Below are 16,000 nucleotides of genomic sequence, written 5' to 3' on the forward strand. Positions count from 1 at the left end.
TCCACCTTGCCCCAGGAGCAGGCCTCCTTGAGCGTCGAGGACGAGCAGGCGCCGTCACGCACGTCGGCCACCGTGATCTGGACGGCGTACTTGTGCATGTCGACCTCGTGGCCGAGGATCTCGGCGCAGACGACGGTGTCCTGGGCGAAGTTCTTCGGCACGCCGCCGCCCACCATGAAGAGGCCCGTCGCGCCGGCCTTCAGCTTGATCTGGGTCAGCTCGCGGAAGTCGGCCACGGCGTCGATGGTCAGGTAGGGCTTGCCCGCCTGCATCCGCTCGACCTGGTGCTTCACCAGCCCGAAGCCCGCCGAGGAGTCCACGAACGCCGGGCAGAAGATCGGCACGCCTTCGCGGTAGGCGGTCTCAACCAGGCTGTCCTTCTTCTTGGCGTTGCCGTCCGCCAGCCACCTGCCCATCTCGTGGATGAACTCGCGGCTGGAGTACGGGCGCGGCTCCAGCATCTCGCAGAGCTGGTAGATCGTGGCGTCGCACGCCTGCAGCTCTTCCTCGTCGATGTAGGTGTCGTAGATGCGGTCGATGTAGAGCTCGCGCAGATCGCGGTCGTCCACGTTCGACTGGGCCTGGTAGTGCTTGAAGCCGAGAGCCTCGAAGAAATCCATGTCGACGATCGAGGCGCCCGTGGCGACCACCACGTCGATCATCCCGTGCTTCACCATGTCCCGGTAGATGTGCATGCAGCCGCCCGCCGAGGTGGAGCCGGCGAGCGTGAGCCAGGTCGAGCAGTCCTTGTCTTCCAGGCTCATCGACCAGATGTCGGCGGCGCGCGCGGTGTCGCGGCTGGTGAAGCTCATCTGGCGCATGGCGTCGATCACCGGGCGGGCGTCGTACTGGTCGATCGCCACGTGCTCGACGGTGTTGGCCAGCAGCTCGGCCTTGCGGTTCGTGGTCTGGGGAGCGTTCATCGCTAGGTTTCCCTCTCGAAGGTGACGCCCGTCCAAAATGAAAAGGCGCGGCCGGGACGGAGCGACCGGCCGCGCCTGTAGTCCTTCGGTGACAGTCCTACCGGCGGCGGCGTTTCTTGCCGGCCGCGCCCTTCGGGCGGCTCAGACGCACAACCTTGCGCTCCTCCGCCTGTTCCTCGCGGGGGCGGCGGATCACGCGGCCGGCGAGGCCGAACATCGAGGCCACGGGGGCGTCGGACACCTCCACGATCTCGGCGTCGCCGAAACCGTTGAAGTTCGTCTTCATCGCCACGCCGTAGGCGCCCAGCATGCCGATCTCCACGTAGTCGCCTTCGCGGATGTCCTCGGGCAGCCAGAACGGGCCCGGCATGTGGTCGATGGAGTCGCAGGTCGGCCCGTAGAAACGAAAGGGCCGGAGCGGTCCTTCGACCTCATGCGCCTGCGCGCCCTCGCCGCGGTAGAGCTTCACCGGAAAGGGCCACTTCATGTGCGCCGCATCGAACAGCGAGCCGTAGCTGCCGTCGTTGAGGTACACCGCGTCGCCCTTCTTCAGCTCGACCTTGGTGAGGATGGACGAGGCTTCGGCCACCAGCGCCCGGCCGGGCTCGCACCACAGCTCGGTCTCCTCGTGCACGCTCATCTCGGCGAAGCCGCGCTGGATCGAGTCGACGTAGTCGGCCATGTCCGGCGGGATCATCCCCGGGTAGACGGACGGGAAGCCGCCGCCCACGTCGATGATGTCGACCATGACGCCGGCGCGCACGATGGCGCGCTGGGCCTGGGCCATCGCCGCCTGGTAGGCGGTCGGCCGCATGCACTGGCTGCCCACGTGGAAGCTCACGCCCAGCTTGCCGCTGGTGGCGCGCCGCGCGGCCAGCAGCAGGGCCGGCGCCTCGTGGCCCTCGACGCCGAACTTGCCGGCCAGCGAGTAGGTGGCGCCCTCGGCGCTGACCGCCAGCCGGACGACCAGCGTCAGGTCCGGCGCGCCGTCGGTGGCCTCGAGGATCTTCGCCAGCTCCTCATGCGTGTCGAGCGCGAAGGTCTTCACGCCGAAGCGGTGGTACGCCTCGGAGATCGCCTTGCGGCTCTTCACCGGATGCATGAACGCCATGCGCGCGCCGGGGGCGAACTGCGCCACCAGCTCGATCTCGCGGATCGAGGCCACGTCGAACGAATTCACCCCGTTCGCCGCCAGGGTCTCGATGACCCACGGCGAAGGGTTCGCCTTCACGGCGTAGAATACGTCGCCTTGAAAATTGTCCTGGAACCAGCGCGCCGCTACGGCCACCACGCCCGGCCGCGCAAAGGCGACAGGACGCTCCGGGGACCGCTCGCGGACCAGGTCCAGGGGCGTATGGTACGTGTGCACCTCACGCAACCCCCAACGGATTGTTGAACCCAGACCGGCGTTAGCAGCGCTTTTGAGGACATCGGGTCCGCCGGAAGCCGCGCAAATAGGGGCAACGGACCGGGATGTAAAGCCTTCGTGTCGCCGCGGGCGCGAGGGGGTCCGCGCGATCGTCGCCCCGACGCGCCGCCCGGGCGCCGCGCGGCGCGGGCTTTGCGGTCATCCGGCGGCCATTCCTGCGGCCTTTGCGCCGCGCGGCCGCCGCTTGCGCGGGGCGCGCTGGACCGCAGCCCGGGAGGCGTGCCATGAAGCCCCGTTTGCCTGACGGGAAAGCTCCGACCGCCTCCATGACCGACGCCGCGGTTCTGTCGATACGGAACGCCTCCAAGACCTTCGGCCAGCGCCGCGCCCTCGATGGCGTGTCGCTCGACGTCCACAAGGGCGAGATGATCGCCCTGATCGGTCCCTCGGGCTCCGGAAAGTCCACCCTGCTGCGCTCGATCAGCGCCCTGCAGACGATCGACGCCGGGCCGGGCGAGATCGTGGCCTTCGACAGCCCCGTCCAGAAGGACGGCCGGATCGCCGGCGACGTGCGCAGGACCCGCACGCGGATCGGCATGATCTTCCAGCAGTTCAACCTGGTGGGCCGGCTGTCGCTGTTCACCAACGTCGCCCTGGGTTCGCTGGGGCGGATCGGGTTCCTGCGCGCCGCCTTCGGCCTCTGGCCCGCCGAGACCAAGCAGGCGGCCATGGCGGCGCTGCATCGTTTCGGGCTGGCCGAGTACGCCGCCCAGCGGGCCAACACGCTGTCCGGCGGCCAGCAGCAGCGCGCCGCCATCGGCCGCGCGCTGGTCCAGAAGGCCAAGATCATCCTGGCCGACGAGCCCGTCGCCTCGCTGGACCCGGTCTCGGCGCGGCGCGTGATGGAGATCCTGCGCGAGCTGAACGACAACGACGGCCTCACCGTCATCGTCACCCTGCACCAGGTGGACTACGCCCTGCGCTACTGCCGCCGGGTGGTCGCGCTGAAGGCTGGCAAGGTCGTCTACGACGGCGCGCCCGCCGGGCTCGACAAGTCCCGCCTCATCGACATCTACGGCCCGGAATTCGAGGACGTCTTCTGGGAAGGAGCGCCGACATGATCCGCCGCACCCTCATGCTCTGCGCGGCCGCCGCGCTCGTCCTGGCGGGCTGCGGCAAGCCCGCCGAGAACGCCGGCGGCGGCAGCGCCCCCGGCGAGCTCACCTTCTCCATCCTCTCGGCCGAGAACCAGGCCTCGATGGAGCCGCTCTGGACGCCGCTCCTGAACGACCTGGCGGCGGCCACGGGCGTGAAGGTGAAGCCCTATTTCGCCACCAACTACACCAGCCTGGTGGAGGCCATGCGCTTCAACCAGGTGCAGATGGGCTGGTTCTCGGCCTCGCCCGCGCTGTCGGCGGTGCGCCGCGCCAACGGCGAGGTCCTGGGCCGCGTCGTCGACGCCGGGGGCGACGCCACCTACAAGTCGGTGATCATCGTCCGCAAGGACAGCGGCATCACGCTCGAGAAGCTGCTCGCCTGCGACAAGACCATCAACTTCGGCATCGGCGACACCCAGTCCACGTCGGGCACGCTGGCGCCGCTGACCTACCTGTTCACGCCGCGCAACATCGAGCCGGCCAAGTGCTTCAAGTCGGTGCGTTCGGCGAGCCACCAGGCCAACGCGTTCTCGGTGGCCAACGGCGTCCTGCAGGCCGCGACCAACAACTCGGTCGGCATGCTCTTCTTCGCCCGGCAGAACCCGGCCCTGGCCGACAGGGTCCAGGTGATCTGGGAGAGCCCGCCGCTGCCCGAGAGCTCGATCGTGGTCCGCAAGGACATGGATCCGGCGCTGAAGGAGAAGATCCGCCAGTTCTTCCTGACCTACGGCACGGGGACCGACGCCAAGGCCGAGAAGCAGCGCGAGGTGCTGAAGGGGCTCGCCTACGGCGGCTTCCGGCCGGCCGACAACAGCTACCTGAACCCGGTGCGCGAGATGGAGGCCGGCGAGGCGCTGGCCGCCGCCCGGCGCTCGGGCGACGCCGGACGGATCGCCAAGGCCCAGGCCGAGTTCGACAAGGTCCGCGCCGAGACCGCCCAGGCCCAGGCCATCGAGCCCGCGACCGCCCCATGAGCGAGACGACGTCGCCCGCCGCCATCCCGCCGCCGCCCCGGCGCACGCTGCGCCAGCGCGTGCCCGACATCGTGATCTGGGGCACGCTGGCGGTCCTGCTGATCATCGCCTTCGGCCCGGCCGAGCTCTACAAGCTGCCGCTGCTGTTCACCCAGTCGTCGAACATGGTGGAGCTGGGCCGCGGCTTCACGTCGCCCGACTTCACCCAGTGGCAGCTCTACGTCTCCAAGATGTGGCAGACGATCCAGATGGCGATCTGGGGCACGTTCCTGGCCATCATCACCGCCACGCCGCTGGGCCTGCTCGCCTCGCGCAACATCACGCCCGCCTGGATCCAGTGGCCGATCCGCCGGGCGCTCGACATCGTGCGCTCCATCCCGGACCTGGTGATCGGGATGATCTTCCTGGTGGCCGTGGGGCCCGGTCCGCTCGCGGGCGTGATGGCGCTGGCCATCGGCACCTCCGGCGTGCTGGCCAAGCTGTTCTCCGAGGCCGTCGAGTCGATCGACCGCGGGCCCGTCGAGGGCGTCCGCGCCACCGGGGCGGCCAAGCTGCACGAGGTGATCTGGGGCGTGATCCCGCAGGTGGCCCCGCTGTGGACCAGCTATGCGCTCTACCGGTTCGAGTCCAACAGCCGCAGCGCCACGGTGCTGGGCCTGATCGGCGCCGGCGGCATCGGCCAGGTCCTGTTCGACAGCCTGAACGCCTTCAACTACTCGGCCACCGCGGCCATCGTGGCGGTGATCATCGTCGCCGTGATCGGCATCGACATGCTGAGCCAGGCCATCCGCAGCCGGCTGCTCTAGGGTCCTCCCCCGCACGAGCCTGGACCCCTACCAGCTGTCATCCCGGCTTCGGCAAAGCCGAAAGCCGGGACCCATACACGCCCGATTGGCGGAGACGGCCCGCTGAGCGCCACCGCCGCGCCCTTTCCGGACCCACGGAGTCTATAGGTCCCGGTCTTCGCCTCCGGCGAAACCGGGACGACAGTGCTTGAGATCGCAGCGCCCCCCACCCCCTCAGCTGTCATCCCGGCTTCGGCAAAGCCGAAAGCCGGGACCCATACGCGCCCGATGGCGGAGACGGCCCGCCACCGCCGCCGCCGCGCTTCTTCCGGAACCACGGAGTCTATGGGTCCCGGTCTTCGCCTGCGGCGAAACCGGGATGACAGTGCTTGAGATCACAGCACCCCCACCCTCTCAGCTGTCATCCCGGCTTCGGCAAAGCCGAAAGCCGGGACCCATACGCGCCCGATGGCCGTGGCGGCCCGCCGGCGTCACCGCCGCGCCCTTTCCGGACCCACGGAGCCTATGGGTCCCGGTCTTCGCCTGCGGCGAAACCGGGATGACAGGGTTTGAAGCCGCGCCCCTAGATGCCCGCGTACCACTCGTAGCCGCGGTCGGGCCAGTAGCCGCCCTTGCCGCGGCCGAGGACCGTCTGGCCGTTGGCGTCCACCGCGTCGAGCCGCTCCACCGCCTCGATGCGCATCACGTACTTGGCGTGCTTGTAGCCGAGCTGGCGCTCGACGCGCAGGCGGATGGGCGCGCCGTGCCTGACCGGCAGCGTGGCGTCGTTCATCTCGTAGGCCAGGATGGTCTGCGGGTGGTAGGCGTCGATCAGGTCGATGCTCTCGTAGTACTGGCCCGTCCCGTCCAGCGTCAGCTCCAGGCTGTCGGCGCAGTGGAAGACGATGTAGCGCGCGTTCGGCTTCAGCCCCGCGCGGTCCAGGAGCGGTCCCAGGCGGGCGCCCTTCCACTTGCCGATCGAGGACCACCCCTCGACGCAGTCGTGGCGCGTGATCTGGGTGCGCGACGGCAGCGCCCGCAGCTCGGCCATGCTGAGCTCCAGCGGCCGCTCGACCAGGCCGCCGATCGCGAGGCGGTAGTCGGCGAAGTTGCCCGCCAGCAGCGTCTCGTACTCGTAGCTGTCGGGGCGCGTCGTGCCGTTGGCGCGGAAGTCGGGCGAGATGTCGGCGGGCGAGAACTCGCGCGCCAGGGCCTTGCGGTCGGTGAGCGCCCGCTGGGCCCGCATCGTCCAGCCCTCGGCCTTCTGCAGGACGCCGTTCACCTTCGGGTCGTTCGCGAGCTTGTCGCAGGCGGTGAGCCAGAGGCCCGCCAGCGAGGCGCCGGCGGCGCCCAGCCATCCGCGGCGGTTGGTGGTCATGCCTTGCCTCCCTCGACCTCGATGGCGTAGCGGCCGGTGATCATCGAGCGCATGTTGTTCCAGAAGCCGGAGAGCACCACGAGCCCCACGTGCACCAGCACGAAGGCGACGATCAGCCCGGCGGAGATGAAGTGGACCGACCGCGCCCCCTGCCGGCCTCCGAAGAGGTCGATCAGGCCCGGGACGGTGGCGTTGAAGCCCGGCGACATCGAGAGCCCGCTCAGCACCATGACCGGCAGCACGGCCACGATCATCGCCAGGTAGGTCGCCTTCTGGATCACGTTGTACGATCGCGCCGCTTCGCCCTTCGGGAACTTCAGCCGCGCGTGCGCGCCGATCTCGTGCAGGATGTGGCGCGGCGAGAGCTCGGCGCGCGTGGGCAGGACGTCCCGGCGGATGTGGCCGCCCAGCAGCCCCCAGAGCCAGTAGACCAGGCCGTTGATCACGAAGAGCCAGGCGAAGAAGAAGTGCCAGCGCCGGCCGCTCGCCAGGTCGCGCCAGCTGGGCACGGTGGCCCAGGCCGGGAAGCCCCGCGCCTCGCGCGCGCCGGGCTTGCCGGACCAGCCCAGGACCCCGGTCGTGTCGAACGTCGCGTCGCCGACGCGGGTGATCCCGCGCGCCTCGCCGCCGATCTCCTGCTTGCTCATGGACAGCCAGGGATCGGCGAAGGTGGAGGCGTGCCCCCAGTAGAGCGCCGGGTGCGCGTTGAAGATCTGCAGCCCGGTCATCAGGAGCAGGCTGACCGCCAGCACGTTCAGCCAGTGGGTGATCCGCGTCACCAGGGTGTGCCGCCGGATCATCACCTTGGTCTTGTCCGCCATGCGTCCCTCCCGCCCAGGCGCAACTTGCCTCGCACCGGCGCCCGCCGCGAGCCGAAAAAGCGCATCGGAACGATACCCTGCCGGATCGCGCTTTGGATGACACCGCCATCTGAAAGGGAACGCGCCATGGGCGACGAACGGCCGGCCGACCAGGACCACATCCAGACGCAGGGCCGCAAGGACAACGCCGCCCTGCCGCTGAACGCCGCGCCCGACAATGCGGGCGCCGAGCGGTATCCCTCGGTGAAGAAGGACGACTCGGTGGAGCCGCGGAGCTTCGAGGGCGGCGGCGACAACCCCGAACCCCGCCAGGGCGCCGGCGACGGCGGGCCCGGGACCTCCGCGAACGAGGGCCGGCTCGGCCGTGGCGGCGACCCCGCCGAAGGCAAACGCTAGCGGCGCGACCCGCACGCCCGTAAGCTTCCCGCCACACGGGAGCGCGGGCGTGGCGGAGATCGAGGTCTGGCGGGGCAGCGTCGCGGCGTGGGAATGCGACGCGATGGGCCACCTGAACGTCGGCTTCTACGTGGCGAAGTCGATGGAGGCCCTGGCCGTCATGGCGGCCGAGCTGGGCCTGCCGCAGGCGTTCAGCCCGACCGCCGAGGCCACGCTGATCGTCCGCGAGCAGTACGTGCGCTTCCTGCGCGAGGCGCACATGAACACGCCCCTCACCATGAGCGGCGGCGTGCTCGAGATGACGGACGACGAGGCGCGGCTCCTGTTCGTCCTGCGGCATCCGACCGGGGACATGGCGGCCACCTTCCAGACGGTCGTGTCGCATGCCACCGCGCGGGAAGGCCGCGCCTTCCCGTGGCCCGAGCGGACGCGCCGGCGCGCCGAGGCGCTGGCCGCCGTCGTCCCCGAGGGCGGCGGGCCGCGGTCCATCGCGCTGGGCCCGATGGCGGCGCCCCAGGCGTCGCTGGCGCGCGCCGAGGCGCTGGGGCTTCCGCGCACCGGCCTGGGCGCCGTGCTGGCCCACGATTGCGACCCCTTCGGGCGGCTGCGGACCGAGGGCGTCATGCAGCGCCTGTCGCCGGCCATGCCGCACCTGTTCTTCGGCCAGCGGCCGGGCCCGCGCGAGAGCGGCCGCGGCGGCGCGGCGCTGGAGTACCGGCTGATCCACCACGCCTGGCCGCGGGCCGGCGACCGGGTGGCGCTGCACTCCGGCTTCCAGGGCGGCGACGCGCGCGTCCAGCGCATCTTCCACTGGGTGCTGGACCCCCGGAGCGGCCGGCCCTGGGCCACCGCCGAGGCGATCTCGGTGGCCTTCGACCTCAACACCCGCAAGATGATCGTGATGAGCGACGAGGAACTGGCGGCCGCGAAGAGCCGGTGGACGCCGGAGCTATCCCACTAGCTCGCGCAGGACCTGCCGCACCAGATCCGGGCGCTCCATGGGCAGGAAATGGGTCGTGCCGGGGACGACCTCGACCTTGGCCCCGATCGCCGCGAGATCGGCCAGGTTGTCGTTGATGCGCGCGGTGGAGCCGTGCTCGGCCCGCAGGATCCGCACGGGACAGCGCACCGCGCGGAAGGCGGCCCAGGCGTCGTAGTTGTGGATCCGGAAGTTGGACGCCTCCCATGCCGGGGCGCAGGTGAGCGTCACCTGGCCGTCGGCCGTTGGCGCGAACCCGGCCTCGACGTAGTCCGCCAGCTGTTCGGGCCGCCACGTGCGGAAGCCGCCCTTGTTGGTGTAGGCGGCGATGGCGGCGGCCTTGTCGGGGAACACGGCGCGGCGGCGGTCGGCGCCGCTGGCCAGGGGGTTGTCGCCGACCATGTCCTGGGCGGCGCGCGCCTGGTCGAAGATGACGGGATCGAACAGCGCCAGCGCCCGGACGCGCTCCGGCTCGGCCGCGGCGGCCAGCAGGCTGGTCGTGCCGCCCATCGAGTGCCCGGCCAGGACCACGGGCCCGTCCGCCTCCGCGGCCAGCAGCGCCAGCAGGTCGTCGCGGAACTCGTGCCATCCCTGGCGGCCCTCGGTCACCGCCGGCAGGGTCGAGGCGCCGTGCCCGCGCAGGTCCAGCGCCAGCATCCGGACGTCCCCGGCGAGCGGGGCGAGGATGGTCCGGTAGGTGCGCCCGTTGAAGCCGTTGGCGTGGGAGAAGACCACGTCCACGGGACGGCCGCGGGGCCCGAAGTCCAGCACCGCCATCTCGCCGCCCCGCCCGGGGAGCGCGATGCGGCGCGGCGTCGGCTGGTAGTCGACGATCGCGTTCATGGGGCGGTCTTAGCTTGCTTCCCCGAGGGCAGAAAAGCGGCGGCCGCCCGAACGGCCTTGGCAAGCGGCGCGCCGTCTGGCGACATCGCGCGATCCACTCGCCCCGCCCCGAGGCCGCCCATGCCCGACCTGCCCGCGCCGAAGGCCTCGGACCGCATCCTCGCCGTGGCGGGCGAGCTCTTCTACCGACAGGGCACGCGCGCGGTCGGCGTGGACGAGATCGCGGCCCGCGCGGGCGCGACGAAGCCGACGCTCTACCGGGCCTTCGCCTCCAAGGACCAGCTGATCGCCGCGTTCCTGGAGGGGCAGGCCCAGGCGCTGTGGGCGCGCTTCGAGGCCGCCGCGGCCCGGTTTCCCGACGATCCGCGGGCGCAGCTCGCCGCGGTGTTCGCGGCGCTGGCCGGGCAGGTCGAGGCGCCGGACTTCCGCGGGTGCGCGCTCAGCAACGCGGCGGTGGAGCATCCCGACGCCGCGCACCCCGGCCGCCAGGTGACGGTGGCGCAGAAGGCGGCGCTGCGCGAGCGGCTGCGCGCCATGACCAAGGCCATGGGCGCGCGGCGGCCGAAGAAGCTGGCCGACGGCCTGCTGCTGCTGCTCGAAGGCGCCTGGGTGTCGCACCAGATCTTCGGACCGGAGGGTCCGGCTGCGGCCGCCGGCCACGCTGCGGAGACGCTGATCGAGGCCCATATGAAGGGGCATGACTAGGATCCCGCTGGCCACGATCGGCTACGAGAGCGCCCCGCAGGCGAAGGTGATCGAGACCCTGAAGTCCGCCGGGGTCGAGGTGCTCATCGACGTGCGCGCCGTGGCCGCCTCCCGGCGCGCCGGCTTCTCCAAGGGGCTCCTCTCGGCCAGCCTGCAGGACGCCGGGATCGCCTATGTGCACCTGCGCGAGCTGGGGACGCCGAAGGAGGGCCGCATGGCCGCCCGCCGCGGGCGGACCGCCGAGATGCGCGAGATCTACGAGGCGCACATGGCCGAGCCCGCCGCCCGGCTGCAGCTGGCCCAGGCGATCGAGATCGCCCGGGACCGCAAGGCGGCGCTGCTCTGCTACGAGGCGGACCACCGGGGCTGCCACCGCTCGATCCTGGTCGAGCACATGCTGGAGGCGGCCGACTTCGCGGTGGAGAACCTGCAGCCCTCGACGCTCTAGGGGCCGGCCACGTGGCGGGGCCGGCGCGCACGGGCATTCGAACGGCGTTTGATTCTCGGCCGAGACCGTCCTAGCGTACCCGATATACGAAAGCCGGCGCGAAGCCGGAGGCGGCTGGGAGGCGCGCGATGGCGTGGGATTTCGAGACCGATCCCGAGTTCCAGAAGAAGCTGGACTGGATCGAGGACCTCATGCGCGAGGAGGTCGAGCCGCTCAGCCACCTGGGCATGGCGGCGTGGTCGTCGCAGGGCCGCGAGAAGTTCATCAAGCCCCTGCAGCAGAAGGTGAAGGACGCCGGGCTCTGGGCCTGCCACCTGGGTCCCGAGTTGGGCGGCCAGGGCTTCGGCCAGCTGAAGCTGGCGCTGATGAACGAGAAGCTGGGGCGCAACGGACTGGCCCCGCTGATCTTCGGCTGTCAGGCGCCGGACTCGGGCAACGCCGAGATCATCGCCCACTACGGCACCGAGGCGCAGAAGGAGAAGTACCTCTGGCCGCTGCTGAACGGCGAGATCCGCTCGGCCTTCTCCATGAGCGAGCCCACCGGCGGCTCCGACCCGCTGACGTTCCGCACCCGCGCCGTCCTGGACGGGAACGAGTGGGTCATCAACGGCGAGAAGTGGTTCTCGACCAACGCCCAGCATTCCAAGGTGCTGGTGCTCTACGCGGTGACCGATCCCGACGCGAAGGATCCCTACCGCCGCACCTCGATCTTCCTCGTGCCCACCGACACCCCCGGCGTGGAGATCATCCGCAACGTCGCCGTGGGTGCGGGCGGGACCATCGGCGGCGGCAACGAGAGCTATGTCCGCTACAACAACGTGCGCCTGCCCTATGACGCCCTGCTGGGCGACCGCGGCGCGGCGTTCGTGATCGCCCAGGTGCGCCTGGGCGGCGGCCGCGTGCACCACGCCATGCGGACGGTGGGCGCCTGCCGCCACGCGCTGGACCTGATGTGCCGCCGGGCCGTCAGCCGCACCACGCGCGACGGCCGCCTCTCGGACCTGCAGATGGTGCAGGAGCAGATCGCCGACTCCTGGATCGCCGTGGAGAGCTTCCGCCTGCTGGTGCTGCGCACCGCCTGGCTGATCGACAAGCACAAGGACTACAACAAGGTCCGCAAGGACATCGCGGCCATCAAGGTGGCGATGCCCAAGGTCTACCACGACGTGGCGACCAAGGCGGCCCACCTGCACGGCGCGCTGGGCGTCTCGAACGAGATGCCCTTCATGCACATGGTCAATTCGGCGCTGGTGATGGGCATCGCCGACGGCCCCACCGAGGTCCACAAGGTGACGCTCGCCAAGCAGGTGCTGAAGGACTACCAGCCCGACAACGACCTCTTCCCCAGCTACCACATCCCCAAGCTGCGCGACGAAGCCCAGAAGCGCTTCGCCAAGGAGCTGGAGGAGATCAAGGCGCACTACGCCGGGCGCCGGCGCGAGGCCGAGACCGCTTGATTTCCCCAAGGGCACGATAGAGTTGTCATCCCGGACGGCCCCAGGCCGCTCCGGTATGACGCTGTTGAGGTAGCCCTGTGTCCGAGAAGCCCTGGCCCGTGATGTCGATCGCGGAGGCGCACGCCCGCCTCACCGCCCCGGGCGCCCCGTTCGAGATCGAGGAGCGGGTGATCCGCGGCGTCCCCACCCGGACGTGGAAGAACGCCCCGCCGACCTTGCGCGACGTGTTCCTGAACGGCCAGCGGTTCAAGGACCGCGAGTTCCTGGTCTACGAGGACGACCGGGCCACCTACGACAGCTTTGGCCGCGCGACGATCGCGCTGGCCCACCGGCTGATCGCCGACGGCGTGAAGAAGGGCGACCGTGTCGCCGTCATCATGCGCAACCTGCCGGAGTGGCCGGTGTGCTTCTGGGCCGGCGTGCTCGCGGGCGCGATCGTGACCCCGCTGAACGCCTGGTGGACCGGCCCCGAGCTGGAGTACGGCCTCGCCGACTCCGGGACGAAGATCGCCTTCGTGGACGATGAGCGGCTGGACCGCATCGCCGACGTCCTGCCCGGCCTGTCCGGGCTGGAGAAGGTCTATGTGACCCGCCACGCCGGCGCGCCGGCCACGCCGCGGACCGAGCGGCTGGAGGATGTCATCGGCCCGGTGAACGACTGGGGGCGGCTGCCCGAGCGGGCGGTCCCCGACGTCCCGCTCGATCCGGAGGACGACGCCACCATCCTCTACACCTCGGGCACCACCGGCCGGCCCAAGGGCGCGCTGGGCACGCACCGCAATATGACGTCGAACCTGGGGGCGAGCGGCGTCGCGGCGGCCCGCAACTTCCTTCGCGCCGGCGAGCCGCTCCCCGAGATGGACGCGACCAGGCTGCCGCAGCGGGTGACGCTGCTGGTCGTGCCGATGTTCCACGCCACCGGCCTCTCGGCGACCCTGGGGCCGACGATGAGCGCCGGGGGCAAGATCGTCCTCATGCGCCGCTGGGACGCCGAGCCGGCGATGCGGCTGATCCAGGACGAGAAGGTCTCGTCCACCGGCGGCGTGCCGACGATCGCCTGGCAGCTGATCGAGCACCCGGCGCGGGCGAACTACGACCTCTCCACCCTGCTCACCGTCAGCTACGGTGGCGCCCCCTCCGCCCCGGAGCTGGTGCGGCGGATCGCCGAGGTGTTCCCCGGCAGCCAGCCGGGCAACGGCTGGGGCATGACCGAGACCACCGCCACCTTCACCAGCCATCTGGGGCAGGACTACCTGAACCGGCCCGACAGCGCGGGCCCGGCCGCGCCCGTGGGCGAGATGCAGATCCGCGACCCGGCCGACGGGAAGACCGTGCTGCCCGCCGGCAGCGTGGGCGAGCTGTGGGTCAAGGGGCCCCAGGTCGTGAAGGGCTACTGGAACAAGCCCGAGGCCACGGCCGAGACCTTCCAGGAGGGCTGGCTGCGCACCGGCGACCTGGCGCGCATCGACGAGGAGGGCTTCCTGTTCATCATCGACCGCGCGAAGGACATGCTGATCCGCGGCGGCGAGAACATCTATTGCGTCGAGGTCGAGAACGTCCTGTACGACCACCCGGACGTGATGGACGCCGCCCTGGTCGGCATCCCCCACAAGACGCTGGGCGAGGAGCCCGGCGCCGTGGTCCACCTGAAGCCGGGGGGCGCGGCCACCGAGGCCGAGCTGCGCGACTTCGTCCGCGCGCGGCTCGCCGCGTTCAAGGTCCCGGTGAAGGTGGCGTTCTGGCCTGAGACCTTGCCCCGCAACGCCAACGGCAAGATCATGAAGAGCGAACTCAAGAAGGTGTTCGCCGAAGAACTGGAGCAGGCGTGAGCCGCAGACCCGTCATCCTCGGCCTCGGCGGCACCATCCGCGCGGGATCCTCCACCGAAAAGGCGCTGCTGTGCACGCTGCGCCGGGCCGAGGCCCTGGGCGCCGAGGTGCGGCTGCTGGGCGGGACCTTCCTGGGCGCGCTGCCCATCTTCGACCCGCGCCCGAGCGACCCCACGCTGGAACAGACCGAACTCGCCGAGGCCGTGCGCGCGGCCGACGGCCTGGTCGTGGCGAGCCCCGGCTACCACGGCTCGATCTCGGGCGTGATCAAGAACGCGCTGGACACCCTGGAGATGACCGGCCGCGATCCTCAGCCCTATCTGACCGGCAAGCCTGTCGGCACGGTGATCACGGCGGCGGGGTTCCAGGCCGGCGGCACGACGCTCATGGCGCTGCGCAACATCGTCCACGCCCTCCGGGGCTGGCCGACGCCGTTCGGCGCGACGCTGAATTCGGCCAACGACCTGTTCGACGCGGACGGAGCCTGCCGCGACGACAAGGACGCCTGGCAGCTCGACACCGTCGCCGACCAGGTGATGGAGTTCGCGATGATGCGCGTGGCGCAATCCGAGAAAGGCCTGGGGGTCAGCGCATGAAGAAGCCCTATCTGGTCGGCTCCGGCCCCGACCCCGACGCCGTCTCCGGCGCGATCAGCCCCATCGAGGACATCATCGAGGACGCCCGCAACGGGCGCCCGTACATCCTGGTGGACGCCGAGGATCGCGAGAACGAGGGCGACGTGATCATCCCGGCGCAGTTCGCCACGCCCGAGCAGATCAACTTCATGGCCAAGCACGCGCGCGGCCTGATCTGCCTGTCGATCACCGCCGAGCGGGCGCGGCGGCTGCGCCTGCCGCCCATGGCCACCGACAACCAGAGCGGCCATGGCACGGCCTTCACCGTCTCGATCGAGGCGCGCGAGGGCGTGACGACCGGCATCTCGGCGCACGACCGGGCGCACACCATCGCCGTGGCGGTGGATCCCACCAAGGGCGTCGACGACATCGTCTCGCCGGGCCACGTCTTTCCCCTGGTGGCCAAGGACGGCGGCGTGCTGGTCCGGGCGGGCCACACCGAGGCGGCGGTCGACATCAGCCGCATGGCCGGCCTCAACCCCGCGGGCGTGATCTGCGAGATCATGAAGGACGACGGGTCGATGGCGCGCCTGCCCGACCTGGTGGCCTTCGCCCAGCTGCACGGGCTGAAGATCGGCACCATCGCCGACCTGATCGCCTACCGCCGCCGCACCGAGCGGCAGGTCGAGCGTGTGCTGGAGACGCCGTTCAACTCGGCCTACGGCGGCCGTTTCCGGATGGTGATCTACCGCAACTCCATCGACCAGACCGAGCACGTGGTCCTGACCAAGGGCCGGATCGACCCCGACAAGCCCACCCTTGTCCGCATGCACCGGGTGGACCTGGCCACCGACATGCTGGGCGCGGTGGAGGCGCGGCGCGACTACGTGCCGAAGGCGCTGAAGGCCATGGCCGACTTCGACGGAGCGGCGGTCGGCGTGTTCATCCGCGACTCCAATCCCCACTGGCTCTCGGAACGCTACGGCCAGCCGCAGGCGGACCACTCGTCCAACATCCTGCGCGACTACGGCATCGGCGCGCAGATCCTCCTCGACCTGGGCGTCCGCGACATGCTGCTGCTGACCAGCTCCCAGACGGTCCTGCCCGGCTCCGCGGGCTACGGCCTGAAGATCGTGGGCCGGGCGCCGCTGGACTAGGTCGTGTACTCATGTCCTGGGGGCAGGTGGCAGCGCCCTGAGGCGGACTCCCCTGATGTTCCGATATTGTTCCGCCCCTCCTCTCCCAGGCGCGGCAGCGCCGTGGGAGAGGCCGGGAGAGGGCGGCGCTGAGCTGCGCGCGCCGCGCCGCCGTTGGACCAGGAGGCGACGCCTGTGGGCAAGGTCATGTCCGTCACCGCCAAG

At 70.7% G+C, this 16,000-nt stretch carries 16 protein-coding genes; 11 read left to right on the forward strand and 5 right to left on the reverse strand.

All coding sequences use genetic code 11. The features are described from left to right. The coding region (locus JNK30_RS22305) for a deoxyhypusine synthase (protein WP_293485877.1) at positions 1–923 on the reverse strand (923 nt) is incomplete at its 3' end. Positions 924–1,020: 97 nt separating this feature from the next. Next, a complete protein-coding gene (locus tag JNK30_RS22310; protein ID WP_293485879.1) occupies positions 1,021–2,292 on the reverse strand; it encodes a type III PLP-dependent enzyme in 1,272 nt (423 codons plus the stop codon). A 326-nt stretch (positions 2,293–2,618) separates the two neighbouring features. Between JNK30_RS22310 and phnC the strand changes: the two genes are divergently transcribed. Genes phnC through phnE form a run of 3 tightly spaced genes read left to right on the forward strand, consistent with a single transcriptional unit; the run spans position 2,619 to position 5,229 of the window. Further along, complete coding sequence (gene phnC, locus JNK30_RS22315; RefSeq protein WP_293485881.1) at positions 2,619–3,413, forward strand: phosphonate ABC transporter ATP-binding protein; 795 nt, start codon at positions 2,619–2,621, stop codon at positions 3,411–3,413. Further along, positions 3,410–4,423: a phosphate/phosphite/phosphonate ABC transporter substrate-binding protein gene (gene phnD, locus JNK30_RS22320; RefSeq protein WP_293485883.1), complete on the forward strand. Its 1,014-nt coding sequence runs from the start codon at positions 3,410–3,412 to the stop codon at positions 4,421–4,423. The genes phnC and phnD overlap by 4 nt, the downstream gene beginning before the upstream one ends. Next, positions 4,420–5,229: a phosphonate ABC transporter, permease protein PhnE gene (gene phnE / locus JNK30_RS22325; protein ID WP_293485885.1), complete on the forward strand. Its 810-nt coding sequence runs from the start codon at positions 4,420–4,422 to the stop codon at positions 5,227–5,229. The genes phnD and phnE overlap by 4 nt, the downstream gene beginning before the upstream one ends. A gap of 562 nt (positions 5,230–5,791) precedes the next feature. Here the strand turns inward: phnE and JNK30_RS22330 are convergent. Both JNK30_RS22330 and JNK30_RS22335 read right to left on the reverse strand, forming a co-directional pair. Next, positions 5,792–6,586, reverse strand: coding sequence for a molybdopterin-binding protein (locus JNK30_RS22330; RefSeq protein ID WP_293485887.1), 795 nt, complete (start codon positions 6,584–6,586; stop codon positions 5,792–5,794). Next, complete coding sequence (locus JNK30_RS22335) at positions 6,583–7,407, reverse strand: cytochrome b/b6 domain-containing protein (protein ID WP_293485889.1); 825 nt, start codon at positions 7,405–7,407, stop codon at positions 6,583–6,585. Before JNK30_RS22335 ends, JNK30_RS22330 begins: the two co-directional genes overlap by 4 nt. Before the next feature lie 126 nt (positions 7,408–7,533). Here JNK30_RS22335 and JNK30_RS22340 point away from each other — a divergent pair, with 126 nt between their 5' ends. Both JNK30_RS22340 and JNK30_RS22345 read left to right on the forward strand, forming a co-directional pair. Beyond that, the gene (locus JNK30_RS22340) at positions 7,534–7,803 is read left to right on the forward strand and encodes a hypothetical protein (RefSeq protein WP_293485891.1); all 270 of its coding nucleotides are present in this window, start codon (positions 7,534–7,536) and stop codon (positions 7,801–7,803) included. A 49-nt stretch (positions 7,804–7,852) separates the two neighbouring features. Continuing rightward, positions 7,853–8,764 (forward strand): acyl-ACP thioesterase, encoded by a 912-nt coding sequence (locus JNK30_RS22345; RefSeq protein ID WP_293485893.1) that lies wholly within the window; start codon positions 7,853–7,855, stop codon positions 8,762–8,764. Here JNK30_RS22345 and JNK30_RS22350 read toward each other — a convergent pair. Continuing rightward, positions 8,753–9,625, reverse strand: coding sequence for an alpha/beta hydrolase (locus JNK30_RS22350; RefSeq protein ID WP_293485895.1), 873 nt, complete (start codon positions 9,623–9,625; stop codon positions 8,753–8,755). The genes JNK30_RS22345 and JNK30_RS22350 overlap by 12 nt on opposite strands. A 120-nt stretch (positions 9,626–9,745) precedes the next feature. Here JNK30_RS22350 and JNK30_RS22355 point away from each other — a divergent pair, with 120 nt between their 5' ends. The 6 genes from JNK30_RS22355 to ribB all read left to right on the forward strand — a co-directional run bounded on the left by JNK30_RS22355 (position 9,746) and on the right by ribB (position 15,796). Then, positions 9,746–10,330, forward strand: coding sequence for a TetR/AcrR family transcriptional regulator (locus JNK30_RS22355; protein WP_293485896.1), 585 nt, complete (start codon positions 9,746–9,748; stop codon positions 10,328–10,330). Continuing rightward, the gene (locus JNK30_RS22360; protein WP_367118778.1) at positions 10,323–10,778 is read left to right on the forward strand and encodes a DUF488 family protein; all 456 of its coding nucleotides are present in this window, start codon (positions 10,323–10,325) and stop codon (positions 10,776–10,778) included. The genes JNK30_RS22355 and JNK30_RS22360 overlap by 8 nt, the downstream gene beginning before the upstream one ends. A 128-nt stretch (positions 10,779–10,906) precedes the next feature. Next, the gene (locus JNK30_RS22365) at positions 10,907–12,235 is read left to right on the forward strand and encodes an acyl-CoA dehydrogenase family protein (protein ID WP_293485898.1); all 1,329 of its coding nucleotides are present in this window, start codon (positions 10,907–10,909) and stop codon (positions 12,233–12,235) included. Positions 12,236–12,336: 101 nt separating this feature from the next. Beyond that, on the forward strand, positions 12,337–14,064 hold the full coding sequence (locus JNK30_RS22370; protein WP_293485905.1) for a class I adenylate-forming enzyme family protein: 1,728 nt from the start codon (positions 12,337–12,339) through the stop codon (positions 14,062–14,064). Next, positions 14,061–14,660, forward strand: a complete 600-nt coding sequence (locus JNK30_RS22375) for an NADPH-dependent FMN reductase (RefSeq protein WP_293485899.1) — start codon at positions 14,061–14,063, stop codon at positions 14,658–14,660. The genes JNK30_RS22370 and JNK30_RS22375 overlap by 4 nt, the downstream gene beginning before the upstream one ends. After that, positions 14,657–15,796, forward strand: coding sequence for a 3,4-dihydroxy-2-butanone-4-phosphate synthase (gene ribB, locus JNK30_RS22380; protein WP_293485901.1), 1,140 nt, complete (start codon positions 14,657–14,659; stop codon positions 15,794–15,796). The genes JNK30_RS22375 and ribB overlap by 4 nt, the downstream gene beginning before the upstream one ends. Positions 15,797–16,000: the final 204 nt, after the last annotated feature.

Origin of the sequence: Phenylobacterium sp. (genome assembly GCF_016793225.1) — a bacterium.
GTDB lineage: Bacteria > Pseudomonadota > Alphaproteobacteria > Caulobacterales > Caulobacteraceae > Phenylobacterium.